This window comes from Bacteroidota bacterium (genome assembly GCA_016722375.1).
GTDB lineage: Bacteria > Bacteroidota > Bacteroidia > Chitinophagales > LD1 > Bog-950.
In genome coordinates, this window is sequence record JADKJG010000002.1 from 230,697 (window position 1) to 247,573 (window position 16,877).

A 16,877-nucleotide genomic window follows, 5' to 3' on the forward strand; every position below is an offset into this window, starting at 1 on the left:
TGTCTGAATTTTGAGCATTTAAAGCCTTATCCACAAGGAGTGTTTTATAACTGGGTTTACTGGAGGTATGTTTCGGTCTATTTTTGTTTTATAAAATAGAATGAAATGTTGAGTATAAATCGTGCAGAGCCGTACAGAGTGTTTTTAGTGGAAGATAATCCCGCTGAAGTTCGTTTGATTCAGGAGGCCGTGAAAGAGGCTGAATTGGCAAAGATGCTTGTATTTGATTACGCTTATGATGGCGAAGAGGCGATGGAAAAGCTGGATGAAATGAAGTATAATCATCTTCATTTTGACTTAGTCCTATTGGATCTCAATCTCCCAAAGCTTTCGGGAAAAGATGTACTTGAGAAGATAAAATCTGATTCAGAATTAGAGACCACGCCAGTTATCGTGGTGACCAATTCTGATTATAAAAAGGATATGATTGACTGCTACCGCCTGGGGGCAGATGGCTATTTGCAGAAACCGGCAGATTTCAAAAAGCTGGTTGACTTCTTTGTATCGGTCAAAAAATCTATCGAAATCAGAAATAAGTTATCCATCTACTTTATCGAACACGCCTATTATGACCATCTCGATATTGCGGTTTAAGCAATTGGCAGATTCGGCAATAAAAATATCTTCATAAGAATAGAGCCGCTATCGGCTCATATCTATTGGTCATACGCATAAAATTCGCAAGGACCTCTTAGAGGCTGTTTGGATTTCTGTATAAAAAAAGTGTATCGCACGGAGTCACGGAGCATCACGGAGAAAATACCTCTGTGTTCTCCGTGCCTCCGTGCGACATATCAGATTCATAACAAATTCGGCTGTTCAAATCCAAACAGCCTCTAACTTAATCTGATCTTTTGTTTTACGCATAAAGGTGCCCCTGTTATGAGCAGCAAGGCGCTTTTTTTGTTTTTGCTCACTATCTGATCGCTTATCGTTTTTATACGTCCTGCCACGGTTAGGCGGACTATGCGTTTCATGGTTTATATCAAGACGCAGATGGAAGAGGAGTTTAGTGAAATTGTATGTTAGGAAATGTTTTCGTTACCTTTGTAATCTGAACGACCGAAGGAGAGGCGCGATACGTTTTCTTTTTTCTTTTATCTTCACACTCTCAAAGTCTTTAATAAAAAAAATGAACTTATGATTTCAAAGTTGTACTTGAAAAAGATGAATTCCCTCCGATTTTTGAAACTTACAGGGATATTTCTAACGACCTTTTTTGCCATAGGGTTGAATGCGCAAACTGTTTTCTGGAGCGATAATTTTGATGCGCCTGCGGGTGGAGTCAATAATAACAATGCTGCCGCAGGTTGGGCACTTAATGTCAATGCTTCTGGCGGAAACCAATGGTATATTAATGGTGGCAGCACCTGCGGAGGTGGCAGTCGCCTGCATATTTCTTGTGGTGGTGGTCTTTGTGGTATTTTGGGTGGGCCGGGTGCTTCCATTTATAATGCGGGGACCGCAGCAACAGATAAATATTCTTCTTCTCCCGATATTTCAACAGTGGGACGGACGAGTATTACGCTTAAGTTTTCGTGGAAATGTAATGGGCAAGCAAATAATGACTACGGATTGCTGCGTTTGAGCAATGATGGAGGTGCTAACTGGACGGACTTGGCTACGAAGTATCAAAGTGCCAGTTCTTGCCAGAACGCTACAATTACTATCCCGGCTCAATATGAGAATATTTCTAATTTCCGGATAGCCTTCAGGTGGATTAATAACGGGGATAATGCTGGTTCGGATCCACCGTTCGATATAGACAATATTGAATTGAGTGTGCCCTCTGTTTCATGTCCGGTAGTTATTAACAATCAGTCATTTACACAACCAACTTGTCATAATTCAAACAATGGCACGGTTACTATTACTGCTTCTGGAGGCTCTACCTTAACCTATACTATTAATTCGGGTTCTCCGATTGTTAACTCAACAGGCTTGTTCAGTGGGCTGCCGGCAGGTACTTACTTGGTTTCGGTTTCTGATGGAACTTGTTCAACCACCGGTACAAATATTGTTTTAACCAATCCTCTGGCTATCACCGCCCCTACGGCATCTTCAAATAGTCCTTTGTGTCAAGGAGATACTATGAAACTTCTGGCCAGTGTTGTTTTAGGCGCTACCTATGCTTGGACAGGGCCAAACGGAAATAATTTCAACATAAAAGACCCTACTAAATTGAATGTGGCCCCGGCTGATGCCGGTAGTTATTCGGTAATTGCAACTATAGGAACTTGCAGTAGCAACAGTGCCTCAACAAATGTAGCGGTTACGACCATTCCGGCCACACCGACGGCTTCTTCTAACAGCCCGCTTTGCGAAGGGGCTACGTTGAACCTTTCGTCCACCACTATCTCCGGTTCTACTTATGACTGGACCGGGCCAAATAATTATACCAACCAGCAAAATCCGAGTAAGACAAATATTGCACTTGCTGATTCGGGAATTTATAGTGTGGTAGCGGTGTTCAACAACTGCAAAAGTTCACCAGCTACGACGACGGTTGTTGTCAATCCAACACCTGCATCACCTATTGCATCTTCAAACAGTCCGCTGTGCGAAGGAGCTACTTTGAATCTTACGGCGAGTACAGTTTCGGGTGCCATCTATAATTGGACCGGCCCGAATAATTTTAATAACCAGCAAAATCCAAGTGTATTAGGTACTGACGTTGCAGATGCAGGAACCTATTCGGTGGTGGCTATGATTGGTACTTGCAGCAGTTTGGCAGATACAACAGATGTTATAATAGCCCCGCCACCAAGTACACCTATTGCTTCCTCCAACAGTCCGGTATGCGAAGGGGACAGTTTACACCTGATGGCGGCAAATATAGTGGGCGCAACGTTCGATTGGACGGGTCCAAACACATTTACTAATGAGCAGAATCCAAATGTGGCGAATGTTAGCTCTGCTGATGATGGCTTATATACGGTTATTGCTACTATTGGTTCTTGTTCCAGCACTCCGGCCACTATCACTGTGGTGATTGAACCTTCACCGGTATTGGTAAGTCCTTCATCTAACAGCCCTCTTTGTTCGGGTGCAACTCTAACTTTGGATGCAGATAATCTATCTGGAGCCAGTTATTCTTGGACGGGTCCGAATGGATTCAGCGTTAATCTTCAAAGCACCACCCGACCCAATATAACGGTTCCTGATAGCGGTGATTATGAATTGACGGTCAGTGTGGGTAATTGCAGTTCGACGGAGATCGTTCATGTAGTGGTGGATGAAACTCCAATTGCTCCCGTACTTACAGCATCTAGCACCACCATTTGTGCCAGTGATTCAGTGGAGGTTTGTGCACCAAGCGGCTTTGCATCCTATCTCTGGAATCAAAACGGAGAAACCACTGAATGTGGAGCTGCAAAATTTGCAGGAGGTTTATGGGTAGATGTAACGGCTACAAATGGATGTTCTGTTCGGTCAAACACTTTGAGTATTTCGGTATTGCCAGTTCCAACTGTTTCTATTGTAAAACAAGGAGATACGCTTTCGACATTTGGAGCGGTAAGTTACCAATGGTTTAAAGATGGAGGAGCAATAAACGGAGCCACTTCGGCGGTATATATCGCTAACGGTTCGGGAACCTATTCTGTACAGATTACAGATGTAAATGGATGTAAGGCTACTTCTTCTGGTTTGGTGATAACGGGCATTCTGGAATTCTCGACATTGCAAGGGATAGAAGTATTTCCCAATCCATCATCGCGCAAGTTTAATATCCGGTATTCAGGTGAAGGCAGTAAATCGGTGGAGGTTTCCTTGTTTAATGTCATCGGGGAACAAGTATATCATAGGGCGGCTCTTTTCCAGAATGGGGTTGCGGTGCCTATCGATGTTTCAAATTGCTCGAAGGGAATTTACTTCCTACAGGTTCAGACATCTTCCGAGAAAGCGATTCAGAAGTTAGTGATTGAATAAATAAATCAGGCCGAAAGGATTTAAAGTAAAGAGCGCCCATCAAGGCGCTCTTTTTTTGCCTGTTATTTTTTTTACCTTCACGACCTTATACCTGTTTTTATAAAAACCAAATTATTAACTATGGCATATCGTTACTTTCTATCTTCCAAAGTCTGTTCATTCTTTATCGGTTCCCTCTTCTTGCTTTTTTCCATTAATGCTAAGGGCGCATGTGATTATGGAACCGGAAGTGTAGGGGCAAATCCTACGGCTCCTTTAATTAGTTACAGTGGCAATGATGGAACTATTTCTGCCAATGGAACCATTCCGGCAGGCATATATAATTTCGTGAACTTTACCATCAATGCGGGCGTAACAATTACAATAAGCGGTGGAACCGGACCGCTGATTATTCGCTGCACAGGCACCGCCACCATCAACGGGATCATTCGTTTTGAAGGAGGAAATGGAAGTGCAGCTCCAGGTGGTGCAACTGGAGGAATAGGCGGAGCAGGCGCTAATGGCTGGGGTGGAGACGGAGGCGCAGGGGGAAAGGCTAGCGGAACTCCCAATGGTAATTCTGGAACAAGTTTTGGCACATCCAACGGAGGAGGGGCTGGAGGAATAGGAGCACCTAATTCGAACCCCTTTGCAGGCGGCGGAGGCGGTGGAGGAGGATATCAAACTGTCGGATCAAATGGCACAGCAAGTGATGGTGGAGCCGGGGGAGCCGGTGGTTCTTTGTATGGAGATGCACTCCTAACCACGACTATGACTCAGAGCAGCATCACCACTAATCTTCTTGGGGGCTCTGGTGGTGGCGGTGGAGGTGGAAGGGGAAGTATTACAAAACAAGGTGGCGGTGGAGCCGGTGGCGGCGGCGGCGCTATTCAAGTTACGGGCAATACCGTTGTTTTTGGAGCAGGAGGTCTTCTATCAGTTCAAGGTGGGAATGGAGCACAGGGGTATAATCTCAGTGGCGGTTACGGCGGAAGTGGTGGAGGTGGAAGCGGTGGAACTATTAGCATACAGTATTTGACACTAACAGGTTTTGTACTCGGCACAAACTCAAACATTGCCGGAGGAACAGGACCTGCCGGAAATGGATCTCGTGGTGGAAAAGGCGGCAACGGCGCTGATGGAAGAATATATACAGAAAGTTGTGGGGCGGCATGTCCGGTAACGATTAGCAATCAATCATCTACCCAACCAAGTTGTCATGGTACCAACGATGGAACAATTACTATAACTGCTACCGGAGGGGCTTCTCTTTCTTATACTATCAATTCTGGTACACCGATTAACAATTCAACGGGAGTCTTTACAGGACTAAATCCGGGTACTTATACCATTGCTGTGAGCGATGGAAATTGCACTGCCAATGGAACTAACATAGTTATTGCCGACCCTGCGGTTGTTGTGACCCCTGTCGTTTCATCAAATGGCCCGCTCTGTACGGGTGATACTTTGAATTTATTTGCCAATTCAACCAATGGCACAAGTTATGAGTGGACAGGACCCAATAACTTCAGTAATCAACAAAATCCAACCAAAGACAATGTCACTACCAGCGACTCGGGAACATATACAGTCATCGCATCTATTGGTTCTTGCGAAAGTTCTCCAGCGATGGTTTCTATTAGTATTGAACAAGGGCCTTCTTTGAATAATGTTTCTTCCAATAGTCCTCTTTGTACTGGTGCAACCTTAGAATTGAATGCAGACAGCTCAACCGGTGCTAGTTATGCCTGGATTGGACCTAACGGATTCAGCGTTAATCTTCAAAGCACCACCCGACCCAATATAACGGTTCCTGATAGCGGTGATTATCAATTGACAGTTAGTGTGGGTAATTGCAGTGCTACAGAGATCGTTCATGTAGTGGTGGATGAAACTCCAATTGCTCCCGTACTTACAGCATCTAGCACCACCATTTGTGCCAGCGATTCGGTGGAGGTTTGTGCACCAAGCGGCTTTGCGTCCTATCTCTGGAATCAAAACGGAGAAACCACTGAATGTGGAGCGGCAAAGTTTGCAGGAGGTTTGTGGGTAGATGTTACGGCTACAAATGGATGTTCTGTTCGGTCAAACACTTTGAGTATTTCAGTATTGCCGGTTCCAACTGTTTCCATTGTAAAACAAGGAGATACGCTTTCAACATTTGGAGCGGTGAGTTATCAATGGTTTAAAGATGGAGGAGCAATAAGCGGAGCCACTTCAGCCGTCTATATCGCCCAAGGACCGGGAACCTATTCCGTACAGATTACAGATGTGAATGGATGTAAGGCTACTTCTTCTGGTTTGGTGATAACGGGCATCCGCGAATTCTTGACATTGCAAAGGATAGAAGTATTTCCCAATCCATTATCGGGTAAGTTTAATATCCGGTATTCGGGTGAAGGCAGTAAATCGGTAGATATATCATTGTTTAATGTCATCGGGGAACAAGTATATCATAGGACGGCTCTTTTCCAGAATGGGGTTGCGGTTCCTATTGATGTTTCAAATTGCTCGAAGGGAATTTATTTCCTACAGGTTCAGACATCTTCCGAGAGAGTAATTCAAAAGTTAGTGATTGAATAGGTAATAAGTGAGAAACTATTTTGTTATAAAAGAAAGCGCCTAAGGGCGCTTTCTTTATTTTAGAAGCATGAAACTTGAATTAAACCTTTCAGTTTTTTTTCAGTCTTCCTATTTATTAATGCTTTTCTAAAACCGGGTTTATATGAAACAGATTATCCGCTCCGAATTCCTCAGTAGGGTGTCAGGGGCTACACTTGACGAAGATGTAAAGAGTAAAAACATTGTTCCCAATGAGTTTTATAATAAGGACACTCCGCACTTTGGCAGCCGCGCTACATCCGGATTGAATCCTTATTCCGGAACATTTGGTAAAGCAGAATTATCCCATCTGCTTCGGCGAACTTTATTTGGAGTAGCAAAAGCAGACATGGATCATTTCAATGGGATGGCTCTTTCGCAAGTGCTGACGGCAATACTGACTGCTTCTGCCACACCACAACCGCCTTTGAATGCGTACAACGATGCTAATTTTACAGATGCTGATATTCCCTTCGGACAAACATGGGTAAATGCTTCTAACAACGCCAACTCTGTCAATGCGAACGGAAGAAGAAGAAACAGCTTAAAACAATGGTGGGCGGGTTTGATTTTGAATCAGGATCGCAACATCACAGAGAAGATGAATCTTTTTTGGCATAATCATTTTGCTACAGAAACAGTGGTAATTAGTGATTCGCGGTTTGCCTATAAACATCATGCGCTTCTTAGGGCCAATGCCCTCGGCAACTTTAAAACCCTCACAAAACTTGTCACTACGGACCCTGGTATGTTAGCGTATCTCAATGGTGATACCAATACAAAAAACAGTCCAAACGAGAATTATGGACGGGAGTTACAAGAGTTGTTTACCATAGGGAAAGGTCCCGATTCGCACTATACCGAAGATGATGTAAAGGCAGCAGCTAAAGCGCTAACCGGTTGGAAGATTGACCGAAACACTGTGACATCTTATTTTGATTCTACTAAACACGATACCACAGACAAGCAATTTTCTTCGTTTTATAATAATACTGTAATTGTTGGCCAGGCAGGGACCAACGGTGCCAATGAATCAGATCAATTGATTGATATGTTGTTTCTGAGTACAGAGACGGCCAAGTTCATCAGCCGTAAGTTGTACCGTTTCTTTGTTTATTATGTTATTGACCAGCAGGTCGAAAGCGACATCATTACTCCGATGGCAGATATTATTCGCACCAATAATTATGATATTCTTCCGGCTTTGAGGGCTTTGCTCGAAAGCGAGCATTTTTTCGATCCTCTTAATATTGGTTGCCATATCAAGAATCCGGTAGATCACTTGGCCGGAATAGCACGTCAATATAATATTGCCTTTCCTGATTCGAGTAATCTGGGTAATCAATACAAGGGGTGGGGTATTTTGGCCACTTCTCTTAATATATTGACAATGGATTTGGGCGATCCTCCCAATGTTGCCGGCTGGCCTGCGTATTATCAAGAGCCGGCTTTTCATGAATTGTGGATTAATAGCAACACATTGCCGTATAGAAACCAGGTGAGCGATTTGTTAGGATCATTAACTGGTTTCAAATCGGGTCAGGTGATATTGAAAATTGATTTCATCGCCTTTGCAGATCAAACGTCTGACCCCAGTAACCCGAATACATTAATCGCAGATAGTGCAGGATTGCTAAGCCCAAGCGACTTAGGAACTACTCAATCCGACTTTCTAAAGAGTATTCTATTATCTAATCAAACCGCCGATCATTATTGGACGGATGCTTGGAATCTTTATAAAGCCGATACGAGTAATCAGACGAACAAGACGATTGTGGAAACTCGCCTGCGCTCCATGTACACCTACTTGATGAACCTGGCAGAGTATCAACTTATTTAATTCATTGAACGAAAAAAGAAAGATATGAAACGGAGAACCTTCCTCAAACGATCGCTGCCCATTGCCACAGTACCTTTTCTCGTCAACGGCTTTTCAATTAAGGCTTTTGGAAAGGGTAGTATTTTTGAACAATTGTTAGGTGCTGCCACTGCCAACGACAGGGTACTCGTTATTATTCAACTCACCGGAGGAAACGACGGACTGAATACTGTAATTCCTTTAGATAAATATTCCGAACTTTCTACCGCACGAAGCAATATTATGATTCCCTCCAATTTAGTGTTAGGATTAAACGGAAGTTCAGTCACTGGTTTACATCCTTCTATGACCGGTATGAGGAATTTGTTCAACAATCAACAACTGGCGGTGGTGCAGGGGGTAAGTTATCCCAATCCCAATTTCTCTCACTTTCGTGCTACCGATATTTGGCTCACCGCTTCTGACTCGGCCCAGGACTTAATGACCGGGTGGACAGGTCGCTTTTTAGGAGAAGAATACCCCGGCTACCCAACTGGTTATCCTAATACGCAGTATCCAGACCCCTTAGCTTTGCAAATTGGTTCGGTGGTTTCTACAGCTTTCCAGGGGCCTTCGGTGAATATGGGAATTGCCATCGCCGACCCAAATAATTTCTATCAGTTGGTAAATGGTACTCATGACCCCGCACCCAACACCCCTGCAGGCCATGAATTAACCTTCATTCGCGAAACGTCGGTTCAAACCAATCTATACGCTACTTCCATAAAGGCGGCGGCTGGCAATCAAAATAATCTCTCTACTTTATATCCTGCCGCACGAAGTAATTCGCTTGCAGACCAACTGAAGATTGTAGCACAACTTATCGGTGGTGGGTTACAGACAAAAGTCTATATGGTTAATCTGGGCAGCTTCGACACCCATAGTGCACAGGTGGATGTAACGGGCGGTAATCAAACTGGTTCACATGCCAACCTGTTAGCAAAAGTGTCGGAGGCGATTACCGCATTTCAGGATGATATTACTTTGATGGGGCAGCAAGACCGTGTTATCGGCATGACCTTCTCTGAATTTGGAAGAAGAATCAAATCAAATGGAGCCGCGGGTACTGACCACGGTTCGTCCGCACCAATGTTTCTGTTTGGAAGTAAGGTAAAAGGTGGGTTGCTTGGTTCCAATCCAGATATTCCTAATAATGCAGGCGTGAATGATAATCTTGAAATGCAACATGATTTTCGTTCCGTCTATACATCAATACTTAAAAACTGGTTCTGTGTGCCTGATGATGCATTGAATAATACTATGCTTCAGACATTTAATACACTCGATCTCCTAACCGTTAGCTGTTCGGAAACCGGCATTCGTTCTCCGGCAGAGGAAAGTTCTTCCTTGCGCAACTACCCCAATCCTGCCAATTCATCTACCATCATAGAGTTTCATACCAATGGAGGAAATATATTGATTACCCTCTTTGACGAAACTGGCCGCGAGATACAAACTGTAACCAATGGAAACTATCCTTCTGGAACCCATCAGGTAGAGCTTGATACCCGTCATCTTCAAAAAGGCATATACCTATATACTCTTCGTCAGGGCGAACAAAGGGTCACTAGGAGAATGTTAGTAATGTGAGCTTTGGTGAATTGAGCGTTCGTTTTTCCCTTTATCATTATTTTTTTGAGAAATTGATCGCATAGTTGGATAAAGAGCACTCTCATCGCAACTTAATTGTTGAAAAATGGGAGCAAAACGCCTTAAAATAAACTGATACGAGATTGATATCAGTACGTTCTGAGGTGTAGTGACCTACTCCCTAAAGATTGGATAGCCAAAAAGTAGAAATTTCCGACTAATTGCTTAAATACTTAATAGTTGCAAAAAATATATAATTACTATGTCAGGGAATTGTACAGAATTGCCTGATTAAAAAAGACTTCGACTAAATCCCTGAACCACTTTACCAGTATGTACCGCGGGCGGGAATCGAACCCGCACTCGCTTTTAGGCGAACAGGATTTTAAGTCCTGCGTGTCTACCAGTTCCACCACCACGGTATCACAAACAAATAAGGGCGATAAATCGCCCTTAAATTTGAAGAGCGGGAGACGAGGCTCGAACTCGCTACCTCCACCTTGGCAAGGTGGCGCTCTACCAACTGAGCTACTCCCGCATATTCTAACTTTCTTAAGAACGTTTCCGATGAGCGGAGCGCAAATATATAAAGCTCCTGAAATTCCACAAGGATTATCCGTTATATAGCAACTTCTTTAATTCATGAAGTTTCATCAGTGCTTCTACTGGTGTCAAAGTGGTCACTTCTATATGTTCTAATTCTTCTGCTAGTTGTTTCATTTTTGAATCATTGACATCAAAGAAACTAAGTTGATAATTCAGTGGAGAGATTTTTTTCACAGCCTGTTTTAAATCACCCTGTTTTTGCCGCTGACCTTCCAATTCGTGAAGCATTTCATTGGCACGGTCGAGTATTGCCTTTGGCATACCGGCCATCTTCGCTACATGAATGCCAAAGCTATGCTCTGTGCCTCCCTCTACCAGCTTGCGTAAGAAGATAACCGTGTTAGTAGTTTCTTTAACGGATACATGAAAGTTTTTAATGCGTGGGTATCTTTCGGCTAATTCATTCAACTCATGGTAATGTGTGGCAAAAAGTGTGCGAGGGTTTACTCCGGAATGATGATGTAAATACTCTGCCAGACTCCAAGCGATTGAAATTCCATCATAAGTTGAAGTTCCTCGCCCGATTTCGTCAAGTAGAATAAGGCTTCTGGGCGATAAATTGTTCATAATGCTGGCAGTCTCATTCATTTCCACCATAAATGTTGATTCCCCGGCGCTTAAATTATCGCTGGCACCTACACGAGTAAATATTTTATCAACCCATCCTATTTTTGCAGATGCGGCAGACACATAACTTCCCATCTGCGCCATTAGAACAATGAGTGCTGTTTGACGAAGCAAGGCAGATTTGCCGCTCATATTCGGGCCAGTGATGACCAAAATTTGCTGTAATTCACTATCCAGCAATAAGTCATTTGGGACGTATAAATCGCCAGTGGCTAGTTCCTGTTCAACTACCGGATGCCTTCCTTCTTTTATTTCTATCGCAAATGAATCATTGATTTCCGGCCGGGTGTAATTATTTCGTGCAGCGGTTTCAGCAAAGGAGAGCAAACAATCAACGTTGGCTAAAAAATTTGCGTTCAATTGAATGGCCACAACATAGTCTTTGGCAAAGCGAATGAGTTCCTGGAAGAGTTTTTCTTCTATCACTAGAATCTTATCTTCAGCACCTAAAACCTTCTCCTCATATTCTTTCAATTCCTCAGTGATATACCTTTCGGCATTCGAAAGAGTCTGCTTTCGAATCCAATCTGTCGGTACTTTATTTTTGTGTGTATTTGTCACCTCCAGATAATAACCGAATACATTGTTGAACCCAATCTTCAAGGAACTAATTCCGGTCCGAACCACTTCCTTTTGCTGTATTCCGGCGATATAATCCTTCCCTGAGTTTTTAATTGTGCGTAACCGGTCCAATTCTTCATCCACTCTACAGTTAATGTAATTTCCTTTGGCAATAACTGGTCCGGCTTCCTCAGTAAGCACTTTTTCAATTTTGGATGCTAAATCAGCCACCGGATTTAATTGTTCACCTATCCTATTCAGATTTTGGTTACCGGAACCAGTCAGTAGTTTCCGAATAGGTACAATGGCTTGAAGAGCTCTTCTCATTTGAACCATCTCTCTAGGGTTCACCTTCTCTAAGGACACTTTAGATATCAATCTTTCTAAATCGCCAATGCTGCGGATCAATTTCCTAAGTTCTTCCGCCTGAGAATTATTCCGAATGAGCCATTCCACTGAATCTAGGCGTTCATTTATCTGTTGCTTATCCAACAAGGGCATGACCAGCCAACGTTTCATCATTCGGGCACCCATAGGAGAGGAGGTTTGGTCCAAAACATCCAATAGCGTTTTGCCTCCGGGATGAGGCGAATAGATCAATTCAAGATTTCTAATCGTGAAGCGATCCAACCAAACAGAGTGCTTGTCGGTTAGCTTCGTTAGTTTGGTGATGTGGGACAAATTGTGATGTTCAGTATCCTTCAGGTACTGAATAGCAGCCCCTGCTGCAACGACCGAGAATCGTTCATCTTCTATTCCAAAACCTTTTAAAGAATTGGTATCAAACAGTTTTAATAAAATGTCGAGTGAATTATCATAGCTATATATCCAATCATCAAGGCGATAGGCGTAATACTTGGTGCCAAAGTGCTGCAAGAACTCTTTTTGTCTTGATTTTGGATAGACTATTTCTGAAGGAGAAAGGCTTTGAATCATCTTATCTACATAAGCTAAATTTCCTTCGGCGAGTAAAAATTCACCTGTAGATATATCTATAAACGCAACGCCAAATTGGTCACGACCTGACTGTCCACTTTCAAAAAATACAGATGCCAGAAAATTATTAGAATGTGTCTGTAGAATATTGTCGGTCAGCGCTACTCCGGGAGTAACCATTTCTGTCACACCGCGTTTTACAATACCTTTTGCAAGTTTCGGGTCTTCTATTTGGTCACAGACTGCCACGCGTAATCCGGCACGTACCAATTTAGGGAGATAAGTATCTAAAGCATGATGAGGGAAGCCTGCTAACTCCACCTCACTGGCCTTCCCGTTGCTTCGTTTTGTAAGCGTAATTCCAAGTACACTCGCCGCTCGTTTGGCATCTTCTCCAAAGGTTTCGTAGAAGTCTCCCACCCGGAATAACAATATGGCATCAGGATACTTCGCCTTGAAGCTATTGTATTGCTTCATTAACGGAGTTTCTGTTTCGCCTGTCATACTTTTTATCATACTGGTTCGGAAGTCAATTAGTGGGTATTAGATAATGAATTAAAGGACGAATTACGTCTTACCAAATGATACTTGCAAATTGTTTTCTTAACACCAATGGATTTTAGAGAATTAATATCTGTTGACGTTATGAATTTGTTAAGGATACTGTTTTCAATCTCCATAAATCTTTTCTTTGCCTCGGACTGTACTCGGAATTTCTACTTTTAATGCGATTAAAAATTTTAGATGAGCGGACGATTATATAAGCCACAGGATTATCCATTGCCTTACGTCGTCAGTGATATTAAGCAATGGCCAATCTACCGGCTGACTCATGATAGGGAAGCATTTTTGGCCGATGTAAAGGCCATAGTCTTACAAAGGGTAAAAGCAAAATTCCCTTCTAGCCGAGCACTTCATGAAGAATTGGCACGAGTGCTTTATCAGGAACGTATCCGTCTGACTGAAAAACCATGGAAAGCCGACCCACCTGACGAACGCATGTTTTGGAACAGCATCAAGAGCAAGTTGGTGCGATTAGATCAGTTGAATAGTGAATCAATAATTACCGAGGAAACTATTTTAAATGAAATTATAGACCGGTATTTGAATGAAATTGTAGGAAATTTTGACTCTCGTGCTTTTGGTTTTGCCCGGGTGTTTCTTCCTCAGTTTTGGGGTCGAATTTTTTCTGCTGCACCAGGACCTTGGTTAAAGGCCTTTTCTAGGAATGCTAAAACGATTCATGAGAAAATTCCGATTACTGGCGATGTAGAAAAAATTCGTCATTTGGCTACTAAAGGAACGTTGGTCGTTGTTCCGACGCACTTTAGTAACATGGATTCTATTATGGTGGGCTGGATTTTAAGTGAATTGGGTTTGCCTGCATTCACTTACGGTGCCGGGTTGAATTTGTTTAGTATCGGCCTACTTTCCTTTTTTATGAACCGCTTAGGCGCTTATAAATTGGATCGCAGGAAGAAAAATTCTGTTTATCTGGAAACCCTAAAAAATTATTCCAGTGTGGCTATCCGGCGTGGAGCGCACAGTATTTTTTTCCCCGGTGGAACTCGCTCGCGTTCTGGATCGTTGGAAAAGAAGTTAAAGTTGGGACTTCTCGGAACAGCGGTGGAAGCGCAAAAAAATCATTATCGGGATTTTCCCGATGAAACGGCACCGAAGATTTTTGTGGTGCCGGTAATAATTAATTATCATTTCGTGCTGGAAGCACAGGCTTTGATTAGTGATTATTTGAAAGAAACTGGGAAGGAACGTTTCTATCGAGAGAATGATGAATATTCCACTTCATTTAAGTTGATTCGATTTATCTTTAAGTTTCTAAATGCATCTTCTTCTCTGTCGGTTTCCTTTGGTGAAGTGATGGATGTAGTGGGAAATAAAGTGGATGATGAAGGAAACAGCTATAATCATCTAGGTAATAAAATAAACGTTCGAAATTATTTCATGACCAACGGGGAGATGAAAGATGATCAGCAGCGCGAAGAGGAATACACTAAAATTCTGGGGGAAAGAATCGTAGATAATTATTATCGTTACAACGTGGTGCTGACTTCGCATCTAGTATGCTTTGCCACTTTTGAGTTATTAAAGAAGCAATTCAAAGATGCTGATTTGTTTAGCCTATTACGAACTCCGGAAGAAGATATTTCGCTACCTTATGAACAGTTGGCAAATTGTATCAATCAGTTGAAAGATCGCCTCAAAGAAATGTATGACCGGGGGAAAATACTTATTTCACCAGAGTTGCGATGGAACGTAGATAAAATTATTGAGCATGGAATGAAAAATATCAATCTCTACCATGCGGTTTCACCTATCACAAAAAGAACCGACGGAAATATAAGTTCAGAAGATCTGAAGCTACTTTATTATTATCACAATCGGTTAGATGGTTATGGGCTGGAGAAGTTTGTTTGATTTAGACAGGTTTGAGATGTTATGTATTTAGATAGAATAGTTGGGGTTGTAGGTGCTGGTAGCTTTGGTTCGGCCATTGCGAATCTTTTGGGAGAGAATCAAAGAGTATTGTTGTATGAACGCAACCCTGAATCTGCCCAGCGGATTAAATCAGAAAGGAAAATCAAGGGTACTCCTCTGCATAAGAATGTAGCCATCGCTGATTCGCTCCAGCAAGTGGCAGAGAATTGTTTTCTGTTATTTCCGGTTGTACCATCGGCATTCTTTAAAGATATGATTATTGATTTCTCTCCGTATTTGCGCGCAGACCATATCATGATACATGCAACGAAAGGGTTACACTGTGAGTTTGATATTGAAAAAGCAAATGCAAAATCTATTCGCTTGAAAGACATACAATCCATGAGCGACCTCATTTTACAGGAGACAGGGATTGTGCGAGTGGGATGTATGGCTGGGCCTAATCTGGCTGGAGAAATCATGGAAGGGCAGCCGGCTGCGACGGTGATTGCCAGTCGTTTTAACGAAGTCATTTATGAAGGGACTTTGGCCTTGAAGAGTAACCGGTTTCAGGTTTATGGAAATCGAGACATACTCGGAATAGAACTTTCTGGAGTTTTAAAGAATTATGTGGCCATTGCTTCCGGTGCTTTGCACGGATTAGGTTATGGTGAAAATGCCCGCGCTTTGTTGATTACGCGTGGCATGGCAGAAATGATTTATATCGGCAAGGCTTTAGGGGCTGACAAAAAGGCATTTCTCGGTATTGCAGGAATCGGCGATTTGATAGCAACTTGCACCTCTCCTAAATCCCGGAACTTTTCAGTAGGCTATCGAATAGCGAAGGGAGAGAAGTTGGAAGATATTCTTCGCGATTTAGGTGAGGTGGCAGAAGGAGTACGTACTTTAAAAATCGGCAAACTCATTGTAGATCATTTAGGCGCATCCGCACCATTGCTTCAAATCCTCAACAAAATCCTTTTTGAAGGTCTCGAATTGGAACGGGCACTTCACTTCCTGATGCGATATCCGGTTACCATTGATGCAGAATATTTAGACCTTTAAACTATCTCCAAGATTATAAAGAGGCCAAATGCCCAGTCTCAAAGTGTGTTACGATTTCAAAACGACCGTTTTGAAGTTGATTTACCTTATAGAGACATAGGTTTGCGTGATTAAACTGCTCCATTTCTGAAAGTGGACGACCAGTAAGCGTACACATGAAGGCGCGGATGAAACGGCCATGGGTGGCAATCAATATTTTTTTGTGTGAGGTGGTTAATAAATATTCAAGAAATCTTTGTTGACGTTGTTGCAATTCATACGGGCTTTCTCCGGTGGATGAAGGTTTGGCGTTCAAATCGCCGGCACGCCAGCGCGCAATAAGTTGTTTGAATCTCTCGTCCGATTCAAGGGTAGTGATTTTCCCCTCTAAGTCTCCCCAACTGATTTCATCTAAGTCGGACTTAATGAAATGCGGTATATCGCTTTGTTTGAAAGGGGCAATAGTTTGTTGCGCCCTAAGCAAGGTGGAGGAATAGAGCGCATCAAAGGGCACGGAACGATATGCTTGAAAAAAGGCATTAGCTTGTTTCTGGCCCGTTTCATTCAATGGGAGATCCACTCCTTTCCCCTGAATGATTCCCTTTGCATTGTGGTCGGTTTGTCCGTGCCGGACTATATAGAGTTCACGTACTATCAATCGAATTATCGTTTGCGGTAAAAATATAGTTTTGCGCGAAACTGCTTTGTC

At 42.7% G+C, this 16,877-nt stretch carries 9 protein-coding genes and 2 tRNA genes; 7 read left to right on the forward strand and 4 right to left on the reverse strand.

The genetic code is table 11. From position 1 onward, the window contains the following. The first annotated feature begins 105 nt into the window (after positions 1-105). The 5 genes from IPP77_02900 (at position 106) to IPP77_02920 (ending at position 9,958) form a co-directional block, all read left to right on the forward strand. A complete protein-coding gene (locus tag IPP77_02900) occupies positions 106-594 on the forward strand; it encodes a response regulator (GenBank protein MBL0308653.1) in 489 nt (162 codons plus the stop codon). A gap of 546 nt (positions 595-1,140) precedes the next feature. Further along, the gene (locus tag IPP77_02905; protein ID MBL0308654.1) at positions 1,141-3,930 is read left to right on the forward strand and encodes a T9SS type A sorting domain-containing protein; all 2,790 of its coding nucleotides are present in this window, start codon (positions 1,141-1,143) and stop codon (positions 3,928-3,930) included. 120 nt (positions 3,931-4,050) lie between these two features. Then, the gene (locus IPP77_02910) at positions 4,051-6,492 is read left to right on the forward strand and encodes a T9SS type A sorting domain-containing protein (protein ID MBL0308655.1); all 2,442 of its coding nucleotides are present in this window, start codon (positions 4,051-4,053) and stop codon (positions 6,490-6,492) included. A 142-nt stretch (positions 6,493-6,634) separates the two neighbouring features. Next, positions 6,635-8,350 carry a DUF1800 domain-containing protein gene (locus IPP77_02915; protein MBL0308656.1) on the forward strand — a complete coding sequence of 572 codons (1,716 nt, stop codon included), beginning with the start codon at positions 6,635-6,637 and terminating at the stop codon, positions 8,348-8,350. Positions 8,351-8,374: 24 nt separating this feature from the next. After that, positions 8,375-9,958, forward strand: coding sequence for a DUF1501 domain-containing protein (locus tag IPP77_02920; GenBank protein MBL0308657.1), 1,584 nt, complete (start codon positions 8,375-8,377; stop codon positions 9,956-9,958). 336 nt (positions 9,959-10,294) lie between these two features. Here the strand turns inward: IPP77_02920 and IPP77_02925 are convergent. From IPP77_02925 to mutS, 3 genes are all read right to left on the reverse strand, one after another. Continuing rightward, positions 10,295-10,380, reverse strand: a tRNA-Leu gene (locus IPP77_02925). A gap of 43 nt (positions 10,381-10,423) precedes the next feature. Further along, positions 10,424-10,496, reverse strand: a tRNA-Gly gene (locus IPP77_02930). 74 nt (positions 10,497-10,570) lie between these two features. After that, positions 10,571-13,204: a DNA mismatch repair protein MutS gene (gene mutS, locus IPP77_02935; GenBank protein ID MBL0308658.1), complete on the reverse strand. Its 2,634-nt coding sequence runs from the start codon at positions 13,202-13,204 to the stop codon at positions 10,571-10,573. Between the two features lie 228 nt (positions 13,205-13,432). On the opposite strand from mutS, the gene IPP77_02940 reads away from it, so the two are divergent. Beyond that, a complete protein-coding gene (locus IPP77_02940) occupies positions 13,433-15,124 on the forward strand; it encodes a 1-acyl-sn-glycerol-3-phosphate acyltransferase (GenBank protein MBL0308659.1) in 1,692 nt (563 codons plus the stop codon). Positions 15,125-15,145: 21 nt separating this feature from the next. Beyond that, positions 15,146-16,189, forward strand: coding sequence for an NAD(P)H-dependent glycerol-3-phosphate dehydrogenase (locus tag IPP77_02945; GenBank protein MBL0308660.1), 1,044 nt, complete (start codon positions 15,146-15,148; stop codon positions 16,187-16,189). Positions 16,190-16,202: 13 nt separating this feature from the next. Here the strand turns inward: IPP77_02945 and IPP77_02950 are convergent, their stop codons facing one another. Beyond that, a complete protein-coding gene (locus tag IPP77_02950) occupies positions 16,203-16,826 on the reverse strand; it encodes a histidine phosphatase family protein (protein MBL0308661.1) in 624 nt (207 codons plus the stop codon). Between the last annotated feature and the right edge of the window lie 51 nt (positions 16,827-16,877).

Excerpts from the sequence above, each read along its gene's own strand:
- IPP77_02900 (MBL0308653.1), top strand. The coding sequence starts at position 106 with ATGTTGAGTATAAATCGTGCAGAGCCGTACAGAGTGTTTTTAGTGGAA.
- IPP77_02905 (MBL0308654.1), top strand. The coding sequence starts at position 1,141 with ATGATTTCAAAGTTGTACTTGAAAAAGATGAATTCCCTCCGATTTTTG.
- IPP77_02910 (MBL0308655.1), top strand. The coding sequence starts at position 4,051 with ATGGCATATCGTTACTTTCTATCTTCCAAAGTCTGTTCATTCTTTATC.
- IPP77_02915 (MBL0308656.1), top strand. The coding sequence starts at position 6,635 with ATGAAACAGATTATCCGCTCCGAATTCCTCAGTAGGGTGTCAGGGGCT.
- IPP77_02920 (MBL0308657.1), top strand. The coding sequence starts at position 8,375 with ATGAAACGGAGAACCTTCCTCAAACGATCGCTGCCCATTGCCACAGTA.
- mutS (MBL0308658.1), bottom strand. The coding sequence starts at position 13,204 with ATGATAAAAAGTATGACAGGCGAAACAGAAACTCCGTTAATGAAGCAA.
- IPP77_02940 (MBL0308659.1), top strand. The coding sequence starts at position 13,433 with ATGAGCGGACGATTATATAAGCCACAGGATTATCCATTGCCTTACGTC.
- IPP77_02945 (MBL0308660.1), top strand. The coding sequence starts at position 15,146 with ATGTATTTAGATAGAATAGTTGGGGTTGTAGGTGCTGGTAGCTTTGGT.